We start from the raw sequence: 26,698 nt of genomic DNA, 5'->3' as shown, positions 1-26,698 counted from the left end.
GCCATGACTCACAGTCTCTCGTTCGATTCCGTTAAACAGGGCGCCCGCTGCGCCGCGGCGCTGGCCGTGCTGTCGCTGCTCGGCGCGTGTGCGTCCAAAGACCTCACGGGCTACGGCGTCGGGCCGCAGGCCGAGCGCGCCGTGCTGGCTCAGCAGGCCAATAAGGACCCCGCGCCGGACACGCCCGGCATGTACCTCGGCCTGATCGACCAGATGCAATCGCAAGGGCTGTACTTCGCTTCGCTCGCGCATATCGACGCGTACGACAAGCAGTACGGCGCGAGCCCCGACTCGATTCTGCTGCGCGCTGACGCGCTGCGCATGACCGATCAGCCTGCTGCCGCCGCGAACGCATACGGACAACTGCTGAAGACGCCGCTCGCCACGCGCGGCTATCGCGGCCTCGGTCTGATCGCGGGCGCGGCCGGCGACTTCGCGCGCGCCGCGCAGCAATTGCAGCAGGCCGTCCAGCTCGCGCCGACCGATGCGGCGACCTTGTCGGACCTCGGCTATGCACGGCTGCGCGACGGCGATGTGGACGGCGCGCGCGTGCCGCTCATGAAGGCGGCCGAACTCGACCAGACTAATCCGAAGATCGTCAGCAACGTCGCGCTCTATCTGCTCGCCAATGGCGACAAGGCGCAGGCGCTGGCGGTCATGAACCAGCAGAAGCTCGCACCGGAGGTGCGCGCCGCGATCCGCAGCGATGCGGGCAGAGTGGCCGCGGCGAGGCGCGCGCAAATACGCGGCGCGCCGGCGCATCAAGAATCGGGCGCGGTCGGCACGGGTGCGCGCACGGTCGCGAGCGCGCAGGGCCTCGAGCCCGCGCCGCGCGTGTTGCAGCGTTTCGCGCAGTGAGCGCGCGGCGACGCCGTGGTGAGGCATCAGGGAAACAGGGGGCAACCATGAAAAACACAACAACGAAGCGGGCTTGGCGGGCGTCGATGCCGTGCCGGTGGCTGGCGACGGCTGCGACGGCCGGGGCGCTGCTGGGCGCGTCCTTCGCCGCGATGGCGCAGACGGGCGAAACGGCCCAATCGGGTCCGCAGGGCGCGCGGCCGACAGTACGCGCCAGCGAAGTCGGTCACGCGACCCGTACCTGGCTCGACCTGCAAAGCAGCAACGTAGAAGCCGCGCCGGCACTGCCAACGCTCGGCGCCGAAGCGGGGCTCGCTTACCGTCGCTACATGGAGTCGTTCAAGAGCAAGATTCCCGATCTGTACGGCTCCGCGTTGAACACGGGCAGCGGCGGCAACGGTGCGATGGCCGTCAACAGCGGGCTCGGCGGAAGCGGCGACGGGTCGAACTGACATGCGCCGATTGCCTTGCGCCATGGGTCTTGCCGCGCATAACGCACATCCCCTGTGGATGCGGCGCGCGGGCGCGCGCCGCCAGCATGGCGCGGTCGCGGTGATCGCGGCGATCTGGCTGAGCGTGGCGATTGCGGCGCTCGGCGCGCTCGATGTCGGCAACGTGTATTTCGCGCGCCGGCAGTTGCAGCGCACGGCTGATCTGGCGGCGTTGGCTGCGGTCCAGGTGATCGGTTCCACAGGCGGTTGCGCGACGGCCATCACCGCCGCGCAGCAGAACGCGGCCGCCAATGGTTTCACGGCCAGCGGCTCCACGGACGGTGGCACCTCGACCGGCAGCACCATCAGCACCACGTGCGGCCGCTGGGACACGAGCTCGAGCACGTATTTCGGCACCAACGGCAATCCACTCAATGCGGTGCAGGTGAAGACGACCCAGGTCGTGCCGTACTTCTTCGTCGGACCGAGCCGCAATGTCTCGGCGACGGCTACCGCGTTCGCGTCCAACATCGACGCGTTCTCGCTCGGCACCGGCATCGCGTCGCTCAATACGCAGCAGTCGGCGCTGCTGAACGCGATCCTCGGCGGCTTGCTGAACACTAGCGTTTCGCTGAGCGTGGGCGACACGCAGAGCCTCGCGACGGCGCACATCAAGTTGCAGGATCTGATGGTGGCGCTCGGCGCATCGACGATGCAGGGTTTGCTCGGCACCACGGTGAGCTTTCAGCAACTGATGCTCGCGATGGTCAGCGCGCTGCAGGCGGGCGGCGACACCATCAATGCGTCGATTCTGCAGAAGCTGGCCGTGGCTATTCCCGGCGGGCAGAACATCACGATCGGCGACGGCGGCGCGTCGTCACCCGGGCTGCTCGCGCTCGGCCTCGCCAATCCGAATGCTGCGGCGAGCGCGACGATCAATGCGTTCGACGGCTTGCTGGCTGCCGCGCAGATTGCGCAGCGCAGTCCGGACGGCACCCAGGGCAAGGCACCGGTGATCAACGTGGCGACCGGGCTGGCCGGCGTGGCCGGCATTTCGCTGCAGATCGTCAATCCACCCGCGCTGGCGGCGGGCGAGGGCGGCACGACCACGGCCAGCGGAGTGAGCACGCCTCGGACGATGGCGCGCTCGGCGGCGGTGAATGCGAGTGTGAATCTGCTGCCGGTGACGTTTGCTCCGATCAGCCTGAATCTGGGCATCGGCTCAATCAGCATTTCCGCGCTCAACACGCCGGTCATGCTTTCGTTGACGAGCGCGCAGGGCACGGCCACGCTCAGTGCGGTCGATTGCGAGTCGAGCAAGGCGGCGACCAACGCCACGATTCAGGTTCTGCCGAGTGTCGCAACGGTTTGCGTCGGGGCGAACGCGGCGTGTGGCGGGTCGATCAATGTCGCGGACGTCACGGTGTGGACCCTTGCCACCGGCACGTATGAACTCACGAAGATCGCGATAAACGGGACCGGCCAATTGTCATTGGCGCCGCCTTCGCCGCAGCCCATCACGTTTAACGGCTCATCCGGCAGTTTCGATTCGTCGATCACTGTCAACTCGAACGCGGTCGGTACCGACGCGTCGACGCTGACCGCGCAGCTACTCAAGGCATTGCCGAACACGCTGCGCGTGACTGCCGCAGGGCTCGACCTGACATCGGTCGTCAAGCCCTTGCTCGCAGCCCTCGCGCCGGTACTGTCGGCTGCGCTGCAACCCGTTTTCGCGCTGCTCGACGCAGTGCTGGTCCCCACACTTTCCCTGTTGGGCGTTCAGGTCGGCACTGCCACGGTCCACAACATGTCGCTGACGTGCGGCGTCTCGCAACTGGTCAACTAGCCAATCCAAGATGAGAACCACCACCAAAATCGAGGAACTCGATATCTACGTCTGGGAGGGCAAGGCCGACATCGTCGACCGGGTCGCGCGCTGCATGGCGAGCTTCGATGTCGAAGTGCTCCGTGCGGACGATATCGCGATCTCGCCCGAGCGGACCACGCTGCGGCCGTCGCTTGCGATCATCAGCGTGTCGGTGATCGACAGCGGCGCGCTGATCCTGCGCGACTGGCAGGCCGCGCATGGCATGCCAGTGGTGTGGGTCGGCGCCGCGCCGCGCGAACACGATCCGGCCACGTACCCGTCCGAGTACTCGCATATTCTGCCGCTCGACTTCACCTGCGCGGAATTGCGCGGCATGGTCATGAAGCTCGTGCTGCAAATGCGCGCGCACAGCGCCAAGACGCACGAGTCCGACGCGATGATCGCCAACTCGGAGTGCATGCAGGCGCTGCTGCACGAAGTCGACACCTTTGCCGATTGCGACACGAGCGTGCTGGTGCACGGCGAAACCGGCGTCGGCAAGGAACGGATCGCGCAACTGCTGCACGAAAAACATAGCCGCTACGGACAAGGCCCATTCGTCGCGGTGAACTGCGGCGCGATTCCGGACGGCCTGTTCGAATCGCTGTTCTTCGGTCACTCGAAAGGCTCGTTCACCGGCGCGGTGGTCGCGCACAAAGGCTACTTCGAACAGGCTGACGGCGGCACGCTGTTCCTCGACGAAATCGGCGATCTGCCGCTCTACCAGCAGGTCAAGCTGCTGCGCGTGCTCGAAGACAGCGCGGTCACGCGCATCGGTTCGGCCACGCCGGTGAAGCTCGACTTCCGGCTGGTAGCGGCGACCAACAAACTGCTGCCGCAACTCGTGAAGGACGGCACGTTTCGCGCCGACCTTTACTACCGGCTTGCCGTGATCGAGTTGAAGATTCCGTCGCTGGAAGAACGGGGCGCCGTCGACAAGATTGCGCTCTTCAAGGCGTTCATCGCGCAGATCGTCGGCGCGGAGCGTCTCGCCGCGTTGCCCGATCTGCCGTACTGGCTCGCCGACGCCGTCGCCGACACGTATTTCCCCGGCAATGTGCGCGAGCTGCGCAATCTGGCCGAGCGCATCGGCGTGACCGTGCGGCAGATCGGCACATGGGATGCGGCGCGCCTGCAACGGCTGCTCGCGCTCGCGCGCACCAGCCAGCCGGTGCCGGCGGAGAGCGTCGCCGAGGTGCTGGTGGATCGCAGCAAATGGGACATGGCCGAGCGTAACCGCGTGCTGGCCGCGCTCGACGCAAACGGTTGGCGCCGCCAGGATACGGCGCTCTATCTGGGCATTAGCCGCAAGGTTTTGTGGGAGAAGATGCGCAAGTATCAAATTTTCGACGAAGAGCCCGAAACACGCGAAAGTGAGTAATAATGAGACGGTTTGTACTAAAACAAAAACTGTTCAAGCAGGAATTACATGGACCACAAGTCGAAACTACGACAAATTGCCCTCGCCGCATTCATCGCGATGTGGGCAGTGCAAGGCGTCAATGCGCAGGCTCTGTCTGACAGCAACGCCAACGCCGGGGGCGGCGTTCTTTCCCAGCCAGGCACGACGGCGGCGTTGCCGGCTACCTCACCGACAGGACAGGCACAGACCTCGGCGCTCACGCCCGACGAAGCGAAGCAATCCGCTGCGGGCAACGTAGCGGAATTGCAGCAGATGATCCACGGGTCGGATCTGAGCGAATTGCGCACCACGTATAACGGCAGCTACGGGGCGAGCTTGCTGTTTTACGGCAAGGAAATGACGTACTACGTGGCGTTGTTCCAGCAGAAAAATTTCTGGCGTGTCATCAAGACGCAGGACGCGGGGCGTGCCGACATGATCTACAAGGATTTCGCGCGTCAGACGGTGCAACTGTCGGACGTCGAGATTCGCCGCACGCAACTCGAGGCGCAAAAGGCGTTCACGGAGCGGATGATCGCGTTGTCGCAGGACCGCGCCAGCCGCTTGCAGGCGGACCTCGATGTCGCGCGTCAGCAGCAGACCATTGTGGCGACCCAGCAGCAGCAGACGCGTGCCGAAGCCGCGACGCTCGCGCAGCAGAAGGCCTCCGCGCAAGATCAGCTGCGTGCCGCGCAGCGTCAGGTGCGCGATCTGCAACGCCAGTTGGAAAGCGGTTTGCCCTCGCATTGAGTGCGGCGGTCTGAAGAGCACCAGGTGGGCAGGGCGGCGCGGAGTTGAACGCGTTGCCCGGCTCACCGGCACGATGACCCGTTATTCAGCCGTCGTCGTGCAACGCGTGTAGTTCGCGAGGTCCACGCGAACGGCGTCGCCGTTTCACGGACTCGCTCAATTCTCCATCCCCCAGCAGTAACAGCCCGCTACGTTTATTCCATGCGTGGTCGCGTGACGTCGCATGCGAGGCTCGGCGCAAATAGTCCCGTTTGTCTTGCACGCGCATGAGCGCCCACGCCCAACGCACCGCGGCGGCGGCCAGGCCTTGGCAACTGCTTCGTTTCCCTGTGCTCCGCGAGACAACAATGCGTGCGGTTCTATTGCCGCTTCTTTCCCTCCGAAGACGCTCCTTTCTCCGGCGCGTGATGCGGGTCCGCCATGTCGACGGCGATCGGATCGCTGGCGGGAAAGCTTTCCTCGAGCGCCTCGTCGAGACGGCTATCGGCGGACTGGTCGGAAGCCTGAGTTTCGGCGGTTTTAGATTCGTGTTGCTTCTTACTGGTCATGACGTGCTCCGTGAGAAGAGAGTCTGCAAACCAGCATAGCGCAAAGCGGGCCTCGGCGAACATCGGCCGAATGGCCTAAGACTGCGTGCCGCAGGCGGCTGCGTCAAAGCCGCGAGTCGAACCAGTTCCGAGCCGGCGCAATGTCATCAGCCGAAACTTAAAACCACTGCGCATCAACTCGTTTTCCGTGTGTCGACAGAAAGCGGTGCGGGACAACAAAAGCAAGCGCCGGTCGCGTGGGCCGGTAGACCGCAACGCATGCCGTGAGCCGGCAGTGTCGCGCTCGGGAGGGGCGCAACCAGAACCCGTGAACAACAAGGCAGCGAACAACATGAACCGGAAAAAAACCGCGTGCGCGGCGCAGCGCCTCAACGCGTCACACGTCGTGGAAGCTGAACTGGAACACCTGGATTGGGCAACGAAGCAACCGGCGCAGCGCTTGCTGGACGCCGTGTATTGGCGCCGCCGCGTGCTGGCGGTCAAATGCGGATTCGAACTGACGGAACTGCAGGTGATGCGTCTGGAAAAGATCTTGCAGCGGCTCGGCCATTCAGCGGAGTAGCCGAGCACGCTGCCGTGGCCGCTTACTCGCTGCCGCCGTTATTGCCGTTATTGCCGTTATTGCCGTTATTGCCGTTATTGCCGCCGCCATGGTGACCACCACCGTGGTTGCCACCGTCGCCGCCGCCCGTGCCGAACAGACGCCGGCGGCGCGTGACGACCACGGGGCCGTCCGACGTGCCGCCGCTGCGATCCGACGCAGGCCGGTCCGAAGACGGCGCGCCATACGACTCGCGCGGTTCACGCGGTTCGCGCGGCTCACGATGATCGCGCGGTTCACGCGAACCGTGCGGACCACGCGTGGTGTGCTCGCCGTGCGAGGGACGCCCCGCGCGCGGAGCCGGACGCGTGCCGGTGTCGAGCTGGATCGTCGAGATCGCGCGCTTGTAGATGCCTTGCAGGCCGACAGGCGTGCGCAGCATCACCAGATACTGATCGAACGACTCGATGCACCCTGTCAGGCGAATGCCGTTGACAAGATAGATCTCGACGCGCTTTCGTTCTTTGCGCGCAGCGTTCATGAAGTCGTTTTGCGGATGCGATTCTGCGGAAGCCATGGACAATTCAGGTTAGAAAGACGGTTGTTCGCCGCGATTCTACCCTGTGTGGGGGCGGAACGCGTCGGCGGGCGAACTGCGTCCACTATAACGGCTTGTGGGCGCAGAAGCATCTGATAACTATTGACTGTAACGTTGCGTTACGAATCTGCCGACGAATGCCGCGTTCTTCCGCCACACGCGGGCCTTTGCAGCGCGGATGGCGGAAAAAGATAGCGCATGGTCGTGCTTTGGGCGGAATAAATCACCGCCTGAGCGCGTTATATCAGGCATGGCGACGCTGCATCGTGCGCGTGGCCGACCGGCTTGCCGGCCGCACCCGATGTACGGGCGCTCATCCGCAAGCATCTTGCATGGGACCAGAGTAAGGCGCCAGGGCGCCAACTCTGGCCGACAGGAGACTCACCATGAAAGTATCCCGCATTCTTTCCGCTGTTTTCGTTCTGCTGGCACTCGCGGGCGGTACGCTCGCGACGAGCGCGTGTACGTCCGCGACCGATAGCGGCGCCTCCAGCACGAGCGGCAGTGGCAGCAGCGGCGGCTACTGAGCGCCGCCCGCCGGGTGAATTTCGAAGCTGAAGTGGTTTCGTGGCTCCCGCAGCTGCGCCGCTACGCGCGCGCACTGACGGGCGACCGCGCGTGGGCCGACGACCTCGTGCAGGATACGGCGGAGCGCGCGCTCGCCCGTTGGGCGGCGTTCCGGCCGGACAGCAATTTGCGCGCATGGCTCCTGACGATCCTGCGGCATCTCTACATCGACCAGTTACGCGGCCGCCGCGAAATTGCCGTCGACGACGAGAGCGCGCCGTGGCGTAATCTCGAAGCGCCGCAAGGGGAAGTCGACGGCCTCGTGCTGCGCGATCTGCAACGCGCGTTGTATTGTCTGCCAGTCGAACAGCGCGAAGTACTGTTGCTGGTCTGCGTGGAGGAACTGTCTTATCAGGAAGCGTCGCGCGCGCTCGGCGTGCCGATTGGCACGGTGATGTCGCGGCTCTCGCGCGCTCGCGAACACATGCGCGCGTTGCTGACGGAGGGACCGGCTCAGGGGCCGGTGCGTAAAAGTCCACCGTTGAAAGTAGTGAGAAACCCGTGATGAACAGCGACGACTACGATTCCAGCTTGCCCGAAGGGCTCGATCTGCGAGCGCTGTCGGCGTATGTCGACGGTGAATTGCCGGGCGCGGAGCGCGCCGCGATCGAGGCTCAACTGGCGCAGCATCCGCAGGCCGCCGCGCGCGTAGCCGCGTGGCGCGCGCAGAAAGCCGCGTTGCGCGTGCTGTGCGGCGCGCCGCAGCACAGTGAGCGTGATGAGCGCAACGAGCGCCATGAGCGCGAGGCGGCCGATGAGCCGGCTTTCATCGTGTTGCGCCGGAGGACCTCGTGGTGGCAGCGCGCGGGCGTCGCGGCCTGCTGGCTGGCGGCGGGCGCCGGGCTCGCGCTCGCCCTCGGGCCGCTCGCGCCGCGTCTGACGGGTGGCGCGTGGGGCGGTCTGGGCAGCCAGCCGCCGAGCTTCGCCGAGCGCGCGGACATTGCCTACGCGGTGTACACGCCGGAGCGGCGTCATCCGGTGGAAGTCGCCGCGAACGAAGAAGAGCATCTGATCAGCTGGCTCTCCAAACGGCTGAACCGGCCGCTCTCGGTGCCGTCATTGCAGGAATACGGCTATTCACTGGTGGGCGGGCGGCTGTTGCCCGGCGAAGCGGGACCGGCGGCGCAGTTCATGTATGAGAACACCGGCGGCGCACGGCTCACGCTCTACGTCACCGGCATTTCACGCGACGAAACCGCGTTCCGCCTGTTCCGCGACGGCAACCGGCGCACCTTCTACTGGGTCAGCGACGGCATGGGCTACGCGCTGTCCGGGCCAATCGCGGAAGGCAAGCTGCGCACGATCGCCATCGACGTGTGCAGCGCGCTCGGCGGAAAACCGGAGTCGTGGCAGTAACGGTATTCGCGGATCCGATCCGCCCGTCCGTCGATCTGCCAGTTCTGCAACACCCGGTAACAGAAACCGCGTGCGCGCCCGCCGCGCACGCGGAATAGCGTCGCGCGACGCAACGTTTACCTGTTGCTGGACCGTGCCGTTGACGCGTGTCTGTGCGCGTTCACGGCAAGGTCTTCAGCAAGGCAAACCGACGGTGTCTTCACGGTGCCGACACGTTTCTTTCGGGTCGCAACGCCGGCGCGTCGAGGCAGCAAAATCATGCTCACATTTCATCAGTTCGGCAGCGGGCTGTATTGCGGCGTAGCCTGTATGTGCCTGTGCGCCGCGTGCGCGGCGCCGGTCGAAGCGCAATCGGACGCGTCGACGTGCCGGTTCGTGGCGGGGCAGGCGGAAATCGACGGCGTCATGCAGCAGATCAACGGCCGCGCCTGCCTGCAACCGGACGGCACGTGGCAGATCGTCGAGGACGATGCCGCCGCGCAGGCCTTGGCGGATGGCCCCGTCTACTACTACGATCCATGGTATTGGGGGCCGCCGGTGGTGTTTGGTGTCGGCGTGTCGTTTGTGTTCGTCGACCGCTTTCATCATTTTCATCACATGGATCATGTGCGCTATGTGCATGGCGTGCACGGATCGTTCGGCATGGGCGGCCGCGCCGGTTGGCATGGCGCAACGCCCATGCACTCATGGGGCGGCATGTCGCACGGCGGTGGTGGAATGCGCCGCTGACTCACTGCCGCTGATTCGTTGCCAGTGACTCGTGCCGCTGACTCGCGGCGGCCAAGGAGACGCTTTGATTCGTAGCTTGCCGCCGAAGGTGTCCGCCGCGCAGTTCGATCGCGCGCTCGCCGGTTGGCGCTCGATTGTCGGCGAGCCGCAGGTGGTGACCTCGGCGGACGGACTCGCCGCGTATCTCGATCCGTTCGCGCCCGGCGAGCGCGAAGCGTTTTCGGCCAGTGCCGCCGTCTTGCCCGGCTCCGTCGACGAAATTCGCGCGGTGCTGCGGATTGCCAATCAATTCCGCATTCCGCTGTGGACCGTCTCGACCGGACGCAACTTCGCGTATGGCGGCGCGGCGCCGCGTCTCGCCGGGTCGGTCGTGCTCGATCTGCACAGGATGAACCGCATCATCGAAGTGAACGAGGCCATGGCTTATGCGCTGGTCGAGCCGGGCGTCAGTTACTTCGATCTGTACGCGTATCTGCGCGACAAGGGCTACAAGCTGTGGGTCGATCCGCCCGCGGCCGGTTGGGGCAGTGTGGTCGGCAATACGCTCGAACGTGGCTTCGGCTATACCGCATACGGCGATCATGCGGCGTCGCAGTGCGGCATGGAAGTGGTGCTGGCCAACGGCGATGTCTTGCGCACCGGCATGGGCGGGATCGAAATCGGCACCGCGTGGCAGTTATATCAGCCGGGTTACGGACCCTCGTTCGATGCGATGTTCATGCAGTCGAACTACGGCATCGTCACCAAGCTGGGCGTCTGGCTGATGCCCGCGCCGCCCGCGTATCTGCTCGGCGAAATCCAGTTTCAACATGAAGCGGATCTCGAAGCGATCGTGGAGATTTTGCGGCCGTTGCGGCTCGATGAAACGATCCGCAATCACGCGGTGATCGAAGGCGGTTTGCGCCGCGCGGCCGGCTTGTCGGCGCGCGCGCAGTGGTACGACGGACCGGGCGTGATGCCCGAGAGCGCCGTCACCGCCATGCTCGAGAAACTGAACGTGGGCCGCTGGAATCTGCATTTCGCGTTATACGGCACGCCTGAATCGATCGACGCGCGCTATGCGATCGTGCAGCGCGCGTTCGCGCGCGTGCCGCAGGCGCGGTTCCTGGCCGCGCGTTACGCGGGCGATGCGCAGCCCACGGCGGGCGGCGATCGCAACCTCGCCGGCATTCCGGCGATGAGCGCGTTTCGCATGCTCGACTGGCGCGGCGGCGCGGGCGCGCATGTGGACTTCGCGCCGGTGTGTCCCGCGACCGGGCGCGACGCGTTGCGCCAATACACGATGGTCAAGGCGCGCGCCGCGGAATACGGCTTCGATTACTACGGCGGTTTTACGGCGGGCGTACGACATCTGCATCACATTTTCGCGGCGATCTTCGACCGCGACGACGCGAACCAGGTGGAGCAGGCCGGCGCGCTGTTGCGTTCGCTGATGAGCGACGCGCGCGCGGCGGGCTACGGCGAATATCGCGCGCATCTCGCGTATATGGATTTTGCGGCGGCCCAATACAGCTTCAACGACGGCGCATTGCTGCGGTTTTCGGAAACGATCAAGGACGCGCTCGACCCGAACGGGATTCTCGCGCCGGGCAAGCAGGGCATCTGGCCGGCGGCATGGCGCGACCGGCGCGGCTACACCTGAGGGCGCGGACCGCACGCGCAACATGACGACAGGAGCGATGAATGGACCGGCGCACTTTCATGATGACCGGCGCTTACCTCTCGACTGCGGCAGGCAGCGCGTGGCCGTGGCTCGTGCATGCGGCGGCGCGTAGCAATACGGTGGCGGTGGTCGACTCCACGCTAGCGTACGGCGCCGCATTCGCCGGCTATGTCGCACACAGGCAGTTGCCCGTCTTCGAAACCGGCGACGATATCGGCGCGCTCTGGTACACGACACTCGCACCGCTGCTTTGCGCAACGCCGACACCCACGTCCACGCTTTCGTCGGCCTCGCTGATCGGCCTCACACGCGCGTCCGATTACTTCGTGCTGAACCAACTCGCTAAAAGCGCGGGACATGTGATCGAACACAGTCACGAGCAAAGCATGGGCTCGGATACGCGGCGTGCCCACGTCGCATTTGCATTCGCTTTCGCGCCGCGCCTATTGCCCAAGAGCTAGAACTTGTACGCCTTGTTCTTCGGATCGAAGGTCGAGTCGTCGAATGTTTTCGGCGTGATGGTTTCGAACACGATCTTCTCGAAGATCTTGCCGTCGTTGTCATAAGACTCGACGGTGCGGAAATACGGATGCCGCAGGTCGAGGCCGAGCGTTTCTTTCTTCGCGTAGAACTGCGGCTGACCAGTCGGCGTTTCGAAGGTGAAGGCCACCACGCGCACGCCATCGACCGTTTTGACTTCCACCTGGGTCGAACGCGGCAAGCCGGCCTCGATGTATTTCTTGCCTTCGCTGAGGTACTGGTTCGCAATGTATTCCGTGCCGAGATCGCGCACCTGATGGTTCGATTGCGCACGGGCGAGGGCGCCGTTCAGCGACGTCCACACCGGCATCACATTCATGATGCCGCCCAGGTGTCCGTACATTTCATCGGTCCGTTTGGACTCGTCGTAGATGATTTCCTGGCCGGCGCGCGCGCCGTCGGGCAGCCACGTCGCGTAGATGCGCAGCGGGTCGTGCGCGACGCGCACCAGCATGTGATCGGGCTTGTCGGGCCACTGGCCATGAATGCGTTCCGAACGCGCCATCGTGAACTCGTACGACGGATAGCCGTTCGGCCCTTCCTTGATATAGCGCGGCAACGCGAGCGGATCGAGCGACTTGAAGAGCGCGACCAGTTGCGCGTCGCCGAACTTTTCCATCGCGCCGCTCTGCTGCGCGGCGCGCAGCCACTTGACCTGTTGATCCAGCGTGAGCTTGCCGACCTGTGAGGAGGGCGTGGCGGGCGCCTTCACCGCGCTGGCGGTATCGAGCGCGGGGGGCGTGTCGTCGTTTTGCGCGAACGCCGTGGGCGCCAGTGCAGCGGCTCCGGCCAGGAGCGCCGCGATCAGCAGTTTGCGCGACCGCACGGTTTGCAATGAGACGCTGAAGGACGCGAACAAGCTCGCACGCAAACCAGCGGTCTGCGGCGAAAAACGGGCGAGGCGCATGAAGGCCGGCGTGCGGCGTGAGCGTGCGGACAGGCGGTGCTTCATGAATCTCTCCGAAAGGTGGCGCGAGGCGCCTTCCCTGTCAGGCAGGCTTTTGCTTCGCGAGTTCCTCGTCGCGCAAGGCACGGCGCAGAATCTTGCCGACATTGGTTTGCGGCAGCTCGTCGCGGAACTCGACGAGTTTCGGCACCTTGTAGCCGGTCAGGTTCTTGCGACAGTGAGCGATCACCTGTTCCGCCGTCAGCGACGGATTGCGCTTGACGATGAACACCTTCACCCGTTCGCCTTGCGCGGCATCGGGCACACCGATTGCGGCGACTTCCCGCACGTCCGGGTGCGCCGCGATCACATCTTCGATTTCATTCGGATAGACGTTGAAGCCCGACACCAGGATCATGTCCTTCTTCCGGTCGATCAGCCGGATGTAACCGCGCGAATCCATCACGCCGATGTCGCCGGTGGCGAGCCAGCCGTCGTCGTCGATCACCTTCGCGGTTTCCTCCGGACGGTTCCAGTAGCCTTTCATCACCTGCGGTCCCTTCACGCACAATTCACCCGCCTCGCCGATGTTCGCCCAACTGCCGTCGTCCTTCCTGAAACGGACCTGGGTGGATGGCGCGGGCAAACCAATCGAACCTTCGAAGTCGCGCATATTCGAGAGGTCGACCGGATTCATCGACACGATCGGCGAGCATTCCGTGAGCCCATAGCCTTCGATGATCGGCTTGCCGGTCACCGCCTTGAAACGCTCGGCCACCGACTTTTGCGTCGCCATGCCGCCCGCCATCGCGAGCTTGAGATCGGAGAAGTCGCGCTTGCAGAACTCCTCGTTTTCGAGGAACGCGTTATAGAGCGTGTTCACGGCGGTCATGCCGGTGAATTTCTCGTGACGGATGATCATCATCACGCGCTTCATGTCGCGCGGATTGGCGATCAGAATGTTGCGCCCGCCCAGTCCCATGAAGATCAGTGCGTTCACCGTCAACGAATAGATGTGATAGAGCGGCAGCGGCGTGAGTACCGTTTCGACGTCGCCGGTCAGTTGGCCTTCGGACCACGCCTTCGCCTGCAGCAGATTGGCGATGATGTTCTTGTGCGTGAGCATCGCGCCCTTGGCGACGCCGGTCGTGCCACCCGTGTACTGCAGGAACGCGATGTCGTCGTGTGTGGGGCGCACGGGCGTCAACGGCCGCGAGTAGCCGGTCGAGAGCGCTTCGAGCAGCGGCACCGCCTTGGGCAGGTTGTACGCGGGCACCATCTTCTTCACATGCCGCAGCATGAAATTGAGCAGACGTCCCTTCAGATTCAGTCCGTCGGCGAGCAGATCGCCCAGGCCCGTCACGATCACGTTCTGCACCTTCGTGCTGGGCAGCGCGTCTTCGACTGTCTTCGCGAAGTTCTCGAACACGATGATGGTTTGCGCGCCGCTGTCCTTCAACTGATGCGCGAGTTCGCGGACCGTATAGAGCGGATTCACGTTGACCACTACGCCGCCGGCCTTCAGCACGCCGAACAGCGACACCGGATACTGGAACGTATTCGGCAACATGATCGCCACGCGTTCGCCCGGCTTCACGCCCAGACTTTGCAGATACGCGGCGAACGCAGTGGCCTTGCGGCCGAGTTCGCCGTAGGTCAGGTTCGCGCCCACGCTCACATACGCGACACGCTCGCGGAACTTCGCGATGCATTCGTCAAAGAACTGCACGACCGATTCGTATTGCGCGACGTCGATCTCGTGCGGCACGTCCGCCGGATAGGATGCGTACCAGATGCCGTCGGTGTTGGGCGCGTGGTGCGGCGCCTGACCCTGCATGGCAGCAGGCGCCGGGTTCGCTGCGTTCGGCGCCGCGGACGCGGCGGCGAGCGGGGCTTGAGTGGGCTGGGTCATGGTCGTCTCCTTGCAAAGCTGTCCCATGCAAGATGGTTGCTGAAGCTGTGGCTTCATCTGTTTGTATGCTGGTCTTGCGGCCAGTCATCGAAGCAATTCACGCGAGTGTGGCAGCGTGTGAAGCAAAAACATGCGGCGCAGCGAACGTTGAAGCGCATCACGATGCTCAGCGTTCCAGAATCGCGACCACCCCCTGACCGCCCGCCGCGCAGATCGAAATCAGCCCGCGCGCGGTGCCGGCCGGTTTGTCGAGTTGCGCGAGCATTTTCGCGAGGGCGGCGACAATGCGTCCACCCGTCGCCGCGAACGGATGGCCTGTGGCAAGCGAACTGCCGTTCACGTTCAGTTTTGCCCGATCGATCGCGCCGAGCGGGCCCGGCAAGCCGAGTTGCGTGCGGCAATACTCGTCATCCTGCCACGCCGCGAGCGTGCACAACACCTGGGCGGCGAACGCTTCGTGGATTTCGTACAGATCGAAGTCCTGCAACGTGAGTCCGGCGCGCGCCAGCATGCGCGGCACGGCGTAGGCGGGCGCCATCAGCAGGCCTTCTTTCTTGTCGAAGAAGTCGACGGCGGCGGTTTCGGACCAGCTCAGGTATGCAAGCACGGGCAGTCCATGACGCGCGGCCCATTCTTCGCTCGCGAGCAACACGGCGGAGGCGCCGTCGGTGAGCGGCGTCGAATTGCCGGCGGTCAGCGTGCCGGCGTCGCGGTCGAACACCGGCTTCAGGCCCGCGAGTTTTTCGAGCGTGAGGTCGGAGCGCAGATTGTTGTCGCGCGCGAGGCCGCGGTAGGGCGTCATCAGATCGTTGACGAAGCCGCGCGCGTACGCCTCGGTGAGCTTGCGGTGGCTGTCATAGGCGAGCACGTCCTGCGCCTCGCGCGAGATGTTCCAGCGCTTGGCCATCAGCTCGCAATGCTCGCCCATCGAAAGGCCCGTGCGCGGCTCGCCGTTGCGCGGCAGGAGCGGCTTGAAAAACATGCCGGGCCGCAGCTTGCTCAGCGCGCCGACGCGTTGTCCGGTGCTCTTGCCGCGATTGGCTTCGAGCAGAATTTTGCGCATCCGCTCGTTGACGCCGATCGGCGCATCGGACGTCGTATCGACGCCACCCGCAATGCCCACTTCGATCTGCCCCAAGGCAATCTTGTTGGCGACGAGGATCGCGGCTTCGAGTCCGGTGCCGCAGGCCTGCTGCACGTCGTAAGCGGGCGTTTCCTTGGCGAGCGTGGTGGATAGCACGGATTCGCGCGTCAGATTGAAGTCGCGCGAGTGCTTGATGACGGCGCCCGCGGCGACTTCGCCCAGACGTTCGCCGTGCAGGTTGTAGCGGTCGATCAGGCCTTGCAGCGTGAAGGTCAACATGTCCTGATTCGACGCGGTCGCGTAGGCAGTATTCGAGCGGGCAAACGGAATCCGGTTGCCCCCGACGATGGCGACTCGGCGCACGGCTGGCAGCGGGTTGGACATGCTCGGCTCCTTCGGGTCGTTCCCTGGTTATTGAATGGTGCGAATGGGGCAAATGGTGTGACGGTTGTTAGCGACGGGCCTGATCCAACAACGATTTCATCCGCCCTGAATTCCACGACTCGACGCATGTTTCGACGCACGACGCACGACGCACGCATCTCATTGCAGCCTCCATTGCATACGGCCACGCAAATGCGGTTTCTGCCCGGCAATGTCGCGCACTTCGATGTCGCGTTCGATCAGCGAAGGCGACGCGCTCCATAGCGACGCTTCGCCCGGTAGCAGCATCGGCAGTTTGAATTCGGCGCTGAGCGTGGCTTCCGCAAGCGGCTTCGGCGGTTGCGACGCGGAGGCGGCACGCGCCAGCGTCCACATGCCATGCGCGATCGCTCGTGGGAAGCCGAAGGCCTTCGCGGACAGCGCGGTCAGATGGATCGGGTTGTAGTCGCCGGACACGCTCGCGTAGTCGCGGCCCAGTTGCGACGCGAGTTGCCAGCGCGCGATGCGTTGCAGCGCCTCGGATCCGAGTTCGAGCGGATCGAGCACGCTGCCGCTCGCCGGCACGCCGCGCTTCAGATAGACGCTGTCGCCGTCCCAGACCGCTTCGCCGCGCCGGTACATGCGGGTGTGCAGCACGAACGCCTGGCCTTTGTCGTGGCGCAGCAGCGCGCCGAATTCCACCTCGACGCGCAGCATGTCCTTGTAGGCGAGCGGCCGGCGCAGGCGCACGTGGTTGGCCAGATGCACCAGGCCGAGCGCCGGCCACGGAAACGCCGGGTCGGTCAGCATCAGCAGATGCAAGGGAAAAGCGAGCAGATGCGGATACGTGAGTGGCACGCCGTGCTCGGGGATGAAACCGCACACGCGCGCGTAACGCCAGATCGGCCCCGGGTCGAGGGCGACGGCGGGGCGCACGAGCCGCAGCGGCGGCAGATGCGTCTCGCGCCCGCGTTTGACGATGCCGGACAACGCGCGCGCATAGAGCTTGGCGGGCGCGGGCAAGGTGTCGATCACGACGGTCTTCGGCCGCACCGCATCCGGCCGCGCCGTGTTCGATAGCGGACTGCCGCCGAACGGATCACCGGGCTCACCCATGGTCACGCTCCAATCAGGCTTTGTCCGCATACGCGCACGACCTGGCCGCTCACGCCGGCCGATCCCGGATGCGCGAGCCACGCGATGGTCTGCGCGACGTCGACCGGCTGGCCGCCCTGGCTCATCGAATTCATGCGGCGGCCGGCTTCGCGGATGGTCAGCGGAATCTTCGCGGTCATCTGCGTTTCGATGAAGCCGGGCGCGACCGCGTTGATCGTGATGCCGCGTGCACGCAGATGTGGCGCCATGCTCTGCACGCGGCCGATCACGCCGGCCTTCGACGCGGCGTAATTGGTCTGGCCGAGATTGCCGGCGATGCCGCTGATCGACGACACGCCGATGATGCGGCCGCCGTCGCGCAGGATGCCGGCGGCAAGCAGGGCGTCGTCGATCCGTTCCTGCGCGGACAGGTTGATGTCGATCACGCTTTGCCACGCGGCGTCGGTCATCTTCGCGATGGTTTTGTCCTTCGTGATGCCGGCGTTGTGCACGACGATATCCACGCCTTGTTCGTCGAGCGCGGTGGCGATCTGGGCGGGCGCTTCGGGCGCGGCGATGTCGAAGGCGAGGGCGGTGCCGTTCAACTGACGCATGGTTGCATCGAGCGCGTCGCGGGCTGTCGGAATGTCGATGCCGATCACGTGCGCGCCTTCGGCCGCCAGCACGCTCGCAATCGATGCGCCGATGCCGCGCGCCGCGCCGGTCACGACCGCGCGCCGGCCCGCGAGTGGCTGCCGCCAGTCGAACGCGGGCGTGGCATCGCCGCTCACGCCTGAACCGGCGGCGATGCGCACGACTTGACCCGAAACATACGCCGAACGCGGCGACAGAAAGAACCGCAGCGTCGCTTCCACGCGGTTCTCGGCGCCTTGCTCCACATACACGAGATTCGCGGTGATGCCGCGCCGCGCTTCCTTGCCGAGCGAACGCATGAAGCCTTCGAGCGCGCGTTGCGCGGTCCACTGACGCGGCGTCGCGCAGGTTTCCGGCGGCCGTCCCAGCACGATGATGCGCCCACACCTGCCGAGCGAGCGCAGCGTGTCGTGGAAGAAGCCGTGCAACGGTTCGAGCTGGGTACTGTCTTCGATGCCGCTCGCGTCGAACAGCAGGGCCACGAGTTTGCCCTGCGAGCCTGACTCGGCCGCTTCGAAACGCCCCGTCATAAGACCGTGCCGGTTGGCGAGCGGCACCCACAAGCCGGCGCTTTCATGCGCGACGCTCGTCACGCCGATGCTCGCGACGAGCGTCGCCAGCGCGTCGAGCAGATGCGGTTCGCGGCCTGCGCCGATCGCCACCAGTCCGCCGAATTCGGGCTGATCCGCGCGATAGCGGCGCAGCACCTCGGGCTTGGGCAAGCCGAGCGAACGCGCAAGGCGCGCGCCGAACGGCGAGTTGACGAAGTTCAGATAAGAGTCGTTCATATTATTAGTCGCTCCGCTGGCCACGCCGCAAGGTTGCCCCCTCGGGAAACGCCCGGCAGGAAGTCTCCCTGCCGGGCGTTGAACGTGTGTCAGTGTGCACCGAGTTCGGCGCCCGCGGCGTGCCTTCCCCGGATGTTTTTTTAAGCCGGCGCCGAACTCAGGCCGCGAGCCCTAGCGCCTTTTCCAGGGTCTCCTTGCGCTTTTGCAGATTGGCGAGCATGTCGAAGTCGGCGGGGAAATCGTCCACCTTCACGACTTGCGCGCCGTAACGCGCGTAGTCGTCGAGCACGCGCCGGTCGTCGGCGTCGAGCAGGCCTTTTTTCTGCGCCGCGTCGGTCCAGGCGGCCAGTTGCGGCAGGCTCTGCGGCATCGGTTCGAGCAGGCCTTGCTTGACCGCGTCGCGCAGCTTCTGCTCGATCTGCGTGAAGCGCGGGTTCAGCTCGAACACGAGTTCGCCGTAGCCGAGCGCGTCGACATCCGGATGCGGCACATATGAATCGGACACCAGACGATTGCGCGCGGCGCCTGGCGTTTGCATCAGTTCGGCGATCTCGCTGCCGAGGCGATCGGACGGCTCGCGGTACGGCAGCCCAAACGGGAACGCGAGCACGCGCACGAGGCCGGCGGCGAGGCGATTCGGATAGTTGGCGAGCACGCCGTCGAGCGCGTGTTGCGCCTTGTACAGCGAATCCTCGACGCCCCAGCGGACCAGTGGCAGGTCTTCTTCCTGACGGCCTTCGTCTTCGAAACGCTTGAGCGTGGCGGAGACCAGGTAGAGCTGGGACAGCACGTCGCCCAGACGCGCGGAGATGCGCTCGCGGCGTTTCAGATCGCCGCCGAGCACGAACATCGAGACATCGGCGAGCAGCGCGAACGCGGTGGACAGGCGAGTGGCCGCGCGATAGTAAGCATGCAGCGGCGCATGCGCCATGCGTGGTTTGGCGATGAAGGCGCCGCCCGTCACGCCATAGACAAAACTGCGCACCACGTTGGAGAGCGTGAAGCTGACGTGGCCGAAGAACGCCTCGTCGAAATCGCGCAGCGCCTTGGCGTGGTCCGTTTCGCGCGTAGCGGCCATTTCCTTCAGGACATACGGATGACACCGAATCGCGCCCTGGCCGAAGATGATCAGGCAGCGCGTGAGAATGTTGGCGCCTTCCACAGTGATCGAGATCGGCACCTGCTGATAGGCGCGCGCGAGAAAGTTCGACGGCCCCATGCAGATGCCCTTGCCGGCGGTGATATCCATGCCGTCGTTAATGACCATGCGGGCGCGCTCGGTGATGTGATACTTCGCGATCGCCGAAATCACGGAAGGCTTCTCGCCTAGATCCACCGCGTGTGCCGACAGGCGGCGCGCGGCGTCCATCACGTACAGGTTGCCGCCCATGCGGCCGAGCGCTTCCTGCACGCCCTCGAACTTGCCGACGGCGGTGCGGAACTGGCGGCGAATCGCGGCATAGGCGCCGGTGCCGCGCACGGCGATTTTCGCCATCCCGACATTCGACGAAGGCAGCGAAATCGCCCGGCCCGCCGCGAGACATTCCATCAGCATGCGCCAGCCGTTGCCGACCTGCGCGCGCCCGCCGATCACCCAGTCGAGCGGAATGAACACGTCCTTGCCGGAGTTCGGGCCGTTCTGGAACACGGCGTTGAGCGGCCAGTGGCGGCGGCCGATGTTCACGCCCGGATGGTCGGTCGGAATCAGCGCGCAGGTGATGCCGGGTTCGTCGTCCGTGCCGAGCAGATGGTCGGGGTCGAGCGCGCGAAAGGCGAGGCCGAGCACGGTCGCAATCGGCCCGAGCGTGATATAGCGCTTGTCCCACGTGACCCGAAAACCCAGCGTCTCGCGGCCTTCGAACGTCCCCTTGCACACGACGCCGACGTCCGGAATCGCCGCTGCGTCGGAACCGGCGTAGGGGCTCGTCAACGCGAAGCAGGGGATTTCCTCGCCACGCGCGAGGCGCGGCAGGTAATGGTTTTTCTGCTCGTCGGTGCCGTAGTGCAACAGCAATTCGGCGGGGCCGAGCGAATTCGGCACCATCACCGAAACGGCGGCGGCCGAGCAGCGCGTGGCGAGCTTCATGATGACCTGAGAATGCGCGTAGGCGGAGAACTGCTTGCCGCCGTACTGCTTCGGGATGATCATGCCGAGAAAGCCGCGTTCCTTGATGTACTGCCAGGTTTGCGGCGACAGGTCCTGCCAGACCATGGTGGTTTCCCAGTCGTTGGCGAGATCGCAGAGCTGCTCGCATTCGACGTCGAGGAACGACTGTTCTTCCGCCGTCAACGTGGCAGGGCCGTAGCCGAGCAGCGTGTCCCAATGCGGGCGGCCCGAGAACAGTTCGGCATCCCACCAGACCGTGCCGGCTTCGATCGCATCGCGCTCGGTCGGCGACATCTCCGGCAGGATCTTGCGGAAGATGTCGAGCACGGGCTTGGCGAGCCACCTGCGGCGCAGCGGTTTGAGCGCGAGCACGAGGGCAGGGAGGACGAATACGATGGCGAGCAGTGTCGTGGCGACCGCGCCCGCCGCTCCGGTGACATGCGCGGCCGCCACCCAGACGATCATGAAGGCAAGCCACCAAGCCGCGCGCGCCTGAACGTAGACGAGCGCGATAGCGGCAATGACGAGTATCAGGATGAACCACGGCATGACGCTTCCTCCTCTTTGGATGGTGCGAGCGAACGCATCCACGTAGCGCGGACGGTTCGCGTTCTATTGATTTTCTACCTCACGCTCGCGTTGCCTCGCCGCGTGCGGGCGACGGCTCATGACGGCGCGCTGCCCGCGGCGCTCGATTGTTAAGCCGCGCGGTGAAATGCGTGCTGACGCGAACCTGCTTCCATGCTGCCGCCACGATGTTCGCCTTCCGATACGGCCGGTGAGGGCGACTCCGATCCGTCTTCAGTGCGTGCAGCGCTCGCGCCTTCCGCACCGCCGCCGCCAGCGCACTCCACACCGCCTTCGCTGGCGTCGCCGAGCACCGCGGCGAACGCGGCCAGTTGCGAGCCGTCAGGCAACGGCGCCTTGAGCGCGGCCACCATCAGTGAGGCGAGGCGTGCGATGAGTTGCAGGTCGTTCATCGACTTGCCCTGCGAGAACTCGGAAATCAGGCTGTCCGTGTCGGTGCCGGCCAGCACGCCCGACAGCGCGCCGATCGCGAAGTGCAGACGCCAGCCGAGTTCCTCGCGCGGCAGATGCGGCAACGCGCGCTGGAACGCATCGAAAAAGCGCACCGCCACCGAAGCGTAGTGCCCGTTGAGAAAGTCGCGAATGAACGACGACGGATCGGTATAAGCACGGCCGAGCAAACGCAGAAACGCCTTGCCGCCCACGCGCGGATCGCGCGACAGGCGCAGCGCCGGAATGAACATCGCACCGAGCACGTGCTCGCAGGTCAGGCGCTCGCCGAGCATGGTGTCGAAGCGGTCGAGCAGTTTGAGCCGCTCCTGGTTGAGGTGGTCGAGGCGGCGTGACAGCATCGAGTGAATCAGCGATTCCTTGCTGCCGAAGTGATAGTTCACTGCCGCGAGATTGACTTCGGCGCGCGAAGTAATCTGGCGCAGCGACATGGCCTCATAGCCGCATTCGATAAAGAGTGTTTCGGCGGCGTCGAGGATGCGGGACTTCGTATCGCCGGCATGCCGGCCTGTTGTGCGAACTGCCATGTTGCGTCTCCCAGTTGCCGGGCATCCGGCCCGCAAACAAGCGATTCAAATGTTTATTTGAAACGGCCGTTTTTTTCAGGATAAGAAGAAATGAGGTGTGCCATCAAGGGGTCGGTGTCGACTAACTCCTCTAGAAGACCTGACGAAGGTCAGCCTTTCCATACACGCGGCGCGTCAAACCGCGCGGAAATAAAAAAGGCCGTTCCGATGAAAATCGGAACGGCCTCGTATTGCTTGCTACCTTGTTAGGCCCTGCGTTTGTTGGCTGACGCGTGTTCTGCGTCGCGGCGGTTCGAGCCGCCTCTTTCGTCTATTGTGCCCGATAACGCGCCGGCAAAATAGCTGTTTGGTTCGAACGCTTAAACCTGTGCCGCAACCTGCCTGGCCGACTGTGTCATGTCGATGCCGCGGCGCTCGCGGCTGAACGGAATCAGCGCGGCGATCACCACCGCCACGATGCCGATCACGACGGCCATGATGAGCGCGTAGTTGTTGCCGTGCGCTTCCGCAGCGCTCGCCTGCAACGGCCCGTTCACCGACGCGATCAGATTGCCGAGCTGATACACGAGGCCGGGGAACGTCGCGCGAATTTCATCGGGCGAGATTTCGTTCAGGTGCACTGGGATCACACCCCATGCACCTTGCACGGAGATCTGCATCAGGAAGGCGCCCACCGCGAGCAGCACCGGCGTGGTCGAGAAGGCCCACAGCGGCAGCACTGGCAACGCAATCAACGCAGCAATGAAGATCGCGCGCTTGCGGCCGATCTTTTCGGACAACGCACCGAAGAACAGGCCGCCGCAAATCGCGCCGATGTTCAGCACGATCGTAATCCACGATACCGTATGCGCGTCGAACTGATGCTGCACGCGCAAGAAGGTCGGATACAAATCCTGCGAACCGTGCGAGAAGAAGTTGAACGCGGTCATGAGAATGATCGCGTACAGTGACAGCTTGACGTTCTGCCTGAGCGTGGCGACGAGACCCGGACGCGCTTTCTTTTCGAGCGTCTTGAAGGCCGGCGATTCCGGCACATGCGCCCGCACGTACAGCACGAGCAACGCCGGCAGTACGCCGACGAAGAACATGCCGCGCCAGCCGATGTACTGGTAGAACACACCGAACACGACCGAGGCAAGCAGATAGCCGCTCGGATAGCCGGCCTGCAGAAGACCCGAGACGATGCCGCGCGATTTCGGCGGCACGGTTTCCATGGTCAGTGCGCCGCCGACGCCCCATTCGCCGCCCATCGCAATGCCGAACAGCGCGCGCAGCACGAGCAGGGTGGCCAGGTTCGGCGAAAAGCCGGACAGCAATTCCAGCAGCGAGAAACACGCGATGTTGACCATCAGCGTGGGACGGCGGCCGTACTTGTCGGCGAGCCAGCCGAAAATCAATGCGCCGAGCGGACGCATCACCAAGGTCAGCATGATGCCGAAGGCGACTTCGGGGATTTTTGTATTGAACTCCGCCGCAATATCTTTCAATACGAACACCATTAGAAAGAAATCGAATGCGTCGAGAGTCCAGCCCAGATAGGCAGCGATCGTGACGTTTCTTTGTTCCCGTGTCCAACTCATTGATTGTTCTCCTGGTTCTCCAATCACCCGCGTTCAACGACGGGTGGCTCCGCAGCCCCGCACGCCCCGTGGCATGGGCTTCGAGCGAGTGTACGCCGACTGTTAAACGCTTGCATGAATGAACCAGCGTTTATCCGTATTAATCCCTGGAGTCGATTTCATGCGGCGCACGATTTATGTCGGGTAAATGTAATTATTGTATTGACGGTGTGTGCCGTTTAGTTTGTTATTTGTAATCTAATTCGGATGTGATTTTCATGCCAGGCCGGTCATTTTGACTTTCGCTGATTTGCATATCGGTAGAGGTGACGCTCGCGGGATTCCGATTGGCGGCGGCACGGGCCGGCGGGTATAACAGCGGCTCGCGGCATTTCGCGCCGCGCATACAAGGAAGACTGACCCATGACCATTCCGCATTTATGCCTGCTCATCGTGGCGCTGTTGCCGTTTCCGTGGACCATGCTGGCGAAAGTCAGCAAGCGCTACGACAATCGCACGCCTCGCGCTTATCTTGCCGGTCTCGAAGGCTGGCGCGCGCGGGCTCATGCGGCGCATCAGAACGCGTGGGAGGCGCTCGCGATGTTCACCGCAGCGATCGTTGTGGCGGGACAGACGGGCGGATCGGGTACGTGGATCAACTGGCTCGCGATCACGTTCGTCGTCGCGCGTGTGCTGCACGGCGTGCTGTATGTGGCGAACCTGGCGTCGCTGCGTTCGCTGGTCTGGTTTGTCGGCGTTGCGTGCGTGGTGTCGATGTTCTTCGTTTCCGTTCGCTAGGCACGTGCGACGGCAGCGCGCCAGTCACGTCGTGTGAGCCGGAAAGGCTTCGCTTTCCAATATATGTAGCATGCGCATTAGTCGAGCTGAAAAATCAATTTGATTCATGTTGCGTCGCGGAATACCATGGTCGCCATCCCATTTATTTCGCCTTTGTCGACGCGCCATGTCAGTCAAATCAATCACTTCCGAGCCTGTACGCCGCGAGCGGAGTCCGTTTGCCGTGGTCGCCGCGGTCACGCTGCTCACGGGTATCGGCGCCGGCCTCGGCGGCATGCTGCTCGCGCTGCTGCTGCATGGCATCCAGCATCTTGCATACGGCTACAGCGTGACGCACGTGATCAGCGCCGAGAGTTTTCTGCAAGGCGTCAGCGGTGCCGCGCCCGAACGCCGCCTGCTCGTGCTGACGTTTTGCGGCCTGGTCGCGGGACTCGGCTGGTGGGCGCTGTATCGGTTCGGCCGGCCGCTCGTGAGCATTCGCCAGGCCGTCAAGTCCGACGATCCGCAGATGCCCGTCATGAGCACGACGATTCATGCGGTGCTGCAGATCGTCACTGTGGCGCTCGGCTCGCCGCTCGGCCGCGAAGTCGCGCCGCGCGAGATCGGCTCGGCGCTTGCCGGCTGGCTGTCGCGTCGCGCGGGTCTGTCGGTCGCGCAGAGCCGGATCATGGTGGCGTGCGGCGCGGGCGCCGGTTTGGCCGCGGTCTACAACGTGCCGCTCGGCGGCGCGGTGTTCGTGCTGGAAGTCCTGCTGGGCACCTTCGGCTGGCCCGCCCTGGTGCCGGCCATTGTGACCTCGTCGGTGGCCGCGCTGGTTGCACAACTGGGACTGGGCAACGAGCATCAATATCTCGTGCCGTCGATGACGCTGAGCACCACGCTCGTAGTCTGGTCCGTGGTGTGCGGTCCGATTTTCGGCGTGGCGGCGTGGAGCTTCGCGGAACTGATGAAACGCTCGCGGGCGGCCGCGCCGAAGAACTGGCGCCTGCCGGTGTTGTCGATGCTGAACTTCGCGATGATCGGCGTCCTCGCGATGCATTTCCCGCAGTTGCTCGGCAATGGCAAGGGACCTGCGGGACTGGCATTCGATGGTGGCTTGACCATCAGTCTCGCCGCGATGCTGCTGGTGCTGAAGGTGGTGATCACCGCGAGCAGTTTGCGCGCGGGCGCCGAAGGCGGCCTGCTCACGCCGGGGCTCGCGAATGGCGCGCTGCTGGCGATCGTGCTCGGCGGACTGTGGAGCCTCGTGTGGCCGGGGGCGTCGTTGGGCGCATTCGCGGTGGTCGGCGCAACGGCGTTTCTCGCTGCCTCGATGCAGATGCCGATTACAGCCGTGGTGCTCATGTTCGAGTTCACCCGTGTGAGCCAGGATTTTCTGATTCCTGTGTTGTTTGCCGTGGGCGGCGCGCTGCTGGGTTTTCGCGCGTGCGCGAAGTGGGCGCCTGTGGTGCAGTCGAGCTTTGGGTTTAGCTGGAGTGGGGCGAGCAAAGCGCGATAGGGCTCAGGTCCTGGCGGCTGCATGGTCGATGTCATGTCATGCCGTCAGAAGCGAAATCCGGCAGCTGGAAAGAAGCAAAGTCAAAAATAAGGAAACCAGCGAAGCCCAATGGTTCAACGGGCAGTTTCGATGCCCCACGAAGCACTCATTCTTCACGGCATGAAAGACGTAGCCGCGAGAACGACGCTGATCGTGCGCAACGTTGCCAACCATCTTCGCCCGATTAGCTCAGCTTCGGGCTGCTCTTTGCGTCAGCGTGCCTCGCCTGGGCGTCGGGATACGAGCAGACCTGTGAGCGAATCAGGGTAACCGGCTACAACAAATATGTCATTCCAGGTCGCTGCCGCGCCTCCTAATATGCATAGCTCTAGCCAGAGCGCATTCGCAAGCGCCTGAACGTCAGGGTGTGCTCGACGATCCACGCGAATCACAACGACCGCTATAGCGAGCAATCGAGTTGGTAGTCCGACTCTGTCACCTTCCGCCGTACGCTTTCCATTAGCACAGCGTCCGGGACGGCAAGGAGAACGAAAGGAGAA

Annotated in this window: 24 protein-coding genes; 14 read left to right on the top strand and 10 right to left on the bottom strand. The window is 64.4% G+C overall.

All coding sequences use genetic code 11. The annotated features are described in order from the left end of the window. Positions 1-3 precede the first annotated feature (3 nt). From PQR32_RS34900 to PQR32_RS34880, 5 genes are read left to right on the top strand one after another with little or no spacing between them, the layout of a single operon-like run. Entirely contained in the window at positions 4-858 is an 855-nt protein-coding gene (locus PQR32_RS34900) for a tetratricopeptide repeat protein (RefSeq protein WP_408238217.1), read from the top strand. A 47-nt stretch (positions 859-905) separates the two neighbouring features. Then, a complete protein-coding gene (locus tag PQR32_RS34895) occupies positions 906-1,310 on the top strand; it encodes a DUF3613 domain-containing protein (protein WP_408238214.1) in 405 nt (134 codons plus the stop codon). A gap of 1 nt (position 1,311) precedes the next feature. Next, positions 1,312-3,135, top strand: coding sequence for a TadG family pilus assembly protein (locus PQR32_RS34890; RefSeq protein WP_408238212.1), 1,824 nt, complete (start codon positions 1,312-1,314; stop codon positions 3,133-3,135). Positions 3,136-3,145: 10 nt separating this feature from the next. Next, positions 3,146-4,537 carry a sigma 54-interacting transcriptional regulator gene (locus tag PQR32_RS34885; protein WP_408238209.1) on the top strand — a complete coding sequence of 464 codons (1,392 nt, stop codon included), beginning with the start codon at positions 3,146-3,148 and terminating at the stop codon, positions 4,535-4,537. 48 nt (positions 4,538-4,585) lie between these two features. Next, entirely contained in the window at positions 4,586-5,308 is a 723-nt protein-coding gene (locus tag PQR32_RS34880; RefSeq protein WP_408238206.1) for a DUF2968 domain-containing protein, read from the top strand. A gap of 359 nt (positions 5,309-5,667) precedes the next feature. On the opposite strand, the gene PQR32_RS34875 is transcribed toward PQR32_RS34880, so the two are convergent. Next, complete coding sequence (locus tag PQR32_RS34875) at positions 5,668-5,856, bottom strand: hypothetical protein (protein WP_408238203.1); 189 nt, start codon at positions 5,854-5,856, stop codon at positions 5,668-5,670. A gap of 331 nt (positions 5,857-6,187) precedes the next feature. On the opposite strand from PQR32_RS34875, the gene PQR32_RS34870 reads away from it, so the two are divergent. Next, on the top strand, positions 6,188-6,418 hold the full coding sequence (locus PQR32_RS34870; RefSeq protein WP_408238200.1) for a hypothetical protein: 231 nt from the start codon (positions 6,188-6,190) through the stop codon (positions 6,416-6,418). A 22-nt stretch (positions 6,419-6,440) separates the two neighbouring features. Here PQR32_RS34870 and hfq read toward each other — a convergent pair whose 3' ends face one another. After that, positions 6,441-6,974 (bottom strand): RNA chaperone Hfq, encoded by a 534-nt coding sequence (hfq, locus tag PQR32_RS34865; RefSeq protein WP_408238197.1) that lies wholly within the window; start codon positions 6,972-6,974, stop codon positions 6,441-6,443. A 407-nt stretch (positions 6,975-7,381) separates the two neighbouring features. On the opposite strand from hfq, the gene PQR32_RS34860 reads away from it, so the two are divergent. The 6 genes from PQR32_RS34860 (at position 7,382) to PQR32_RS34835 (ending at position 11,771) form a co-directional block, all read left to right on the top strand. Further along, positions 7,382-7,522 (top strand): hypothetical protein, encoded by a 141-nt coding sequence (locus PQR32_RS34860; protein ID WP_168793469.1) that lies wholly within the window; start codon positions 7,382-7,384, stop codon positions 7,520-7,522. 14 nt (positions 7,523-7,536) lie between these two features. Next, positions 7,537-8,067, top strand: a complete 531-nt coding sequence (locus PQR32_RS34855; protein WP_408238193.1) for a sigma-70 family RNA polymerase sigma factor — start codon at positions 7,537-7,539, stop codon at positions 8,065-8,067. Further along, positions 8,067-8,918, top strand: coding sequence for a zf-HC2 domain-containing protein (locus PQR32_RS34850; protein ID WP_408238190.1), 852 nt, complete (start codon positions 8,067-8,069; stop codon positions 8,916-8,918). The genes PQR32_RS34855 and PQR32_RS34850 overlap by 1 nt, the downstream gene beginning before the upstream one ends. A 258-nt stretch (positions 8,919-9,176) precedes the next feature. Beyond that, entirely contained in the window at positions 9,177-9,647 is a 471-nt protein-coding gene (locus PQR32_RS34845) for a hypothetical protein (protein WP_408238187.1), read from the top strand. Positions 9,648-9,711: 64 nt separating this feature from the next. Further along, on the top strand, positions 9,712-11,289 hold the full coding sequence (locus PQR32_RS34840; protein WP_408238184.1) for an FAD-binding oxidoreductase: 1,578 nt from the start codon (positions 9,712-9,714) through the stop codon (positions 11,287-11,289). A 41-nt stretch (positions 11,290-11,330) separates the two neighbouring features. Further along, positions 11,331-11,771, top strand: coding sequence for a hypothetical protein (locus PQR32_RS34835; protein WP_408238181.1), 441 nt, complete (start codon positions 11,331-11,333; stop codon positions 11,769-11,771). Here PQR32_RS34835 and PQR32_RS34830 read toward each other — a convergent pair. The 8 genes from PQR32_RS34830 to PQR32_RS34795 all read right to left on the bottom strand — a co-directional run bounded on the left by PQR32_RS34830 (position 11,768) and on the right by PQR32_RS34795 (position 23,884). Continuing rightward, positions 11,768-12,802: a DUF1571 domain-containing protein gene (locus tag PQR32_RS34830; protein WP_408238178.1), complete on the bottom strand. Its 1,035-nt coding sequence runs from the start codon at positions 12,800-12,802 to the stop codon at positions 11,768-11,770. The two genes, PQR32_RS34835 and PQR32_RS34830, sit on opposite strands and share 4 nt — an antisense overlap. A gap of 37 nt (positions 12,803-12,839) precedes the next feature. Continuing rightward, on the bottom strand, positions 12,840-14,648 hold the full coding sequence (locus PQR32_RS34825) for an AMP-binding protein (protein WP_408238175.1): 1,809 nt from the start codon (positions 14,646-14,648) through the stop codon (positions 12,840-12,842). Positions 14,649-14,814: 166 nt separating this feature from the next. Then, positions 14,815-16,116, bottom strand: a complete 1,302-nt coding sequence (locus PQR32_RS34820; protein WP_408238172.1) for an acetyl-CoA C-acetyltransferase — start codon at positions 16,114-16,116, stop codon at positions 14,815-14,817. A gap of 159 nt (positions 16,117-16,275) precedes the next feature. Beyond that, on the bottom strand, positions 16,276-17,211 hold the full coding sequence (locus PQR32_RS34815; protein WP_408238169.1) for a MaoC family dehydratase: 936 nt from the start codon (positions 17,209-17,211) through the stop codon (positions 16,276-16,278). A 2-nt stretch (positions 17,212-17,213) separates the two neighbouring features. Continuing rightward, the gene (locus PQR32_RS34810) at positions 17,214-18,632 is read right to left on the bottom strand and encodes a 3-oxoacyl-ACP reductase (RefSeq protein ID WP_408238166.1); all 1,419 of its coding nucleotides are present in this window, start codon (positions 18,630-18,632) and stop codon (positions 17,214-17,216) included. Between the two features lie 157 nt (positions 18,633-18,789). After that, positions 18,790-21,288 carry an acyl-CoA dehydrogenase gene (locus PQR32_RS34805; protein ID WP_408238163.1) on the bottom strand — a complete coding sequence of 833 codons (2,499 nt, stop codon included), beginning with the start codon at positions 21,286-21,288 and terminating at the stop codon, positions 18,790-18,792. A 149-nt stretch (positions 21,289-21,437) separates the two neighbouring features. Further along, complete coding sequence (locus PQR32_RS34800) at positions 21,438-22,304, bottom strand: TetR/AcrR family transcriptional regulator (protein ID WP_408238160.1); 867 nt, start codon at positions 22,302-22,304, stop codon at positions 21,438-21,440. Positions 22,305-22,663: 359 nt separating this feature from the next. Beyond that, positions 22,664-23,884: an MFS transporter gene (locus PQR32_RS34795; RefSeq protein ID WP_408238157.1), complete on the bottom strand. Its 1,221-nt coding sequence runs from the start codon at positions 23,882-23,884 to the stop codon at positions 22,664-22,666. Between the two features lie 402 nt (positions 23,885-24,286). Here PQR32_RS34795 and PQR32_RS34790 point away from each other — a divergent pair, with 402 nt between their 5' ends. Both PQR32_RS34790 and PQR32_RS34785 read left to right on the top strand, forming a co-directional pair. Further along, positions 24,287-24,661, top strand: a complete 375-nt coding sequence (locus PQR32_RS34790) for an MAPEG family protein (protein WP_408238154.1) — start codon at positions 24,287-24,289, stop codon at positions 24,659-24,661. 166 nt (positions 24,662-24,827) lie between these two features. Further along, positions 24,828-26,159 carry a chloride channel protein gene (locus PQR32_RS34785; protein WP_408238151.1) on the top strand — a complete coding sequence of 444 codons (1,332 nt, stop codon included), beginning with the start codon at positions 24,828-24,830 and terminating at the stop codon, positions 26,157-26,159. Positions 26,160-26,698 lie beyond the last annotated feature (539 nt).

It is taken from the genome of Paraburkholderia dipogonis (assembly GCF_046027395.1).
Classification (GTDB): Bacteria; Pseudomonadota; Gammaproteobacteria; order Burkholderiales; family Burkholderiaceae; genus Paraburkholderia; species Paraburkholderia dipogonis_A.
Note: the sequence above shows the minus strand (reverse complement) of the source record. Positions and strands in the feature narration are given on the sequence as shown.

Excerpts from the sequence above, each read along its gene's own strand:
- PQR32_RS34900 (WP_408238217.1), top strand. The coding sequence starts at position 4 with ATGACTCACAGTCTCTCGTTCGATTCCGTTAAACAGGGCGCCCGCTGC.
- PQR32_RS34895 (WP_408238214.1), top strand. The coding sequence starts at position 906 with ATGAAAAACACAACAACGAAGCGGGCTTGGCGGGCGTCGATGCCGTGC.
- PQR32_RS34890 (WP_408238212.1), top strand. The coding sequence starts at position 1,312 with ATGCGCCGATTGCCTTGCGCCATGGGTCTTGCCGCGCATAACGCACAT.
- PQR32_RS34885 (WP_408238209.1), top strand. The coding sequence starts at position 3,146 with ATGAGAACCACCACCAAAATCGAGGAACTCGATATCTACGTCTGGGAG.
- PQR32_RS34880 (WP_408238206.1), top strand. The coding sequence starts at position 4,586 with ATGGACCACAAGTCGAAACTACGACAAATTGCCCTCGCCGCATTCATC.
- PQR32_RS34875 (WP_408238203.1), bottom strand. The coding sequence starts at position 5,856 with ATGACCAGTAAGAAGCAACACGAATCTAAAACCGCCGAAACTCAGGCT.
- PQR32_RS34870 (WP_408238200.1), top strand. The coding sequence starts at position 6,188 with ATGAACCGGAAAAAAACCGCGTGCGCGGCGCAGCGCCTCAACGCGTCA.
- hfq (WP_408238197.1), bottom strand. The coding sequence starts at position 6,974 with ATGGCTTCCGCAGAATCGCATCCGCAAAACGACTTCATGAACGCTGCG.
- PQR32_RS34860 (WP_168793469.1), top strand. The coding sequence starts at position 7,382 with ATGAAAGTATCCCGCATTCTTTCCGCTGTTTTCGTTCTGCTGGCACTC.
- PQR32_RS34850 (WP_408238190.1), top strand. The coding sequence starts at position 8,067 with ATGAACAGCGACGACTACGATTCCAGCTTGCCCGAAGGGCTCGATCTG.
- PQR32_RS34845 (WP_408238187.1), top strand. The coding sequence starts at position 9,177 with ATGCTCACATTTCATCAGTTCGGCAGCGGGCTGTATTGCGGCGTAGCC.
- PQR32_RS34835 (WP_408238181.1), top strand. The coding sequence starts at position 11,331 with ATGGACCGGCGCACTTTCATGATGACCGGCGCTTACCTCTCGACTGCG.
- PQR32_RS34830 (WP_408238178.1), bottom strand. The coding sequence starts at position 12,802 with ATGAAGCACCGCCTGTCCGCACGCTCACGCCGCACGCCGGCCTTCATG.
- PQR32_RS34825 (WP_408238175.1), bottom strand. The coding sequence starts at position 14,648 with ATGACCCAGCCCACTCAAGCCCCGCTCGCCGCCGCGTCCGCGGCGCCG.
- PQR32_RS34820 (WP_408238172.1), bottom strand. The coding sequence starts at position 16,116 with ATGTCCAACCCGCTGCCAGCCGTGCGCCGAGTCGCCATCGTCGGGGGC.
- PQR32_RS34815 (WP_408238169.1), bottom strand. The coding sequence starts at position 17,211 with ATGGGTGAGCCCGGTGATCCGTTCGGCGGCAGTCCGCTATCGAACACG.
- PQR32_RS34810 (WP_408238166.1), bottom strand. The coding sequence starts at position 18,632 with ATGAACGACTCTTATCTGAACTTCGTCAACTCGCCGTTCGGCGCGCGC.
- PQR32_RS34805 (WP_408238163.1), bottom strand. The coding sequence starts at position 21,288 with ATGCCGTGGTTCATCCTGATACTCGTCATTGCCGCTATCGCGCTCGTC.
- PQR32_RS34800 (WP_408238160.1), bottom strand. The coding sequence starts at position 22,304 with ATGGCAGTTCGCACAACAGGCCGGCATGCCGGCGATACGAAGTCCCGC.
- PQR32_RS34795 (WP_408238157.1), bottom strand. The coding sequence starts at position 23,884 with ATGAGTTGGACACGGGAACAAAGAAACGTCACGATCGCTGCCTATCTG.
- PQR32_RS34790 (WP_408238154.1), top strand. The coding sequence starts at position 24,287 with ATGACCATTCCGCATTTATGCCTGCTCATCGTGGCGCTGTTGCCGTTT.
- PQR32_RS34785 (WP_408238151.1), top strand. The coding sequence starts at position 24,828 with ATGTCAGTCAAATCAATCACTTCCGAGCCTGTACGCCGCGAGCGGAGT.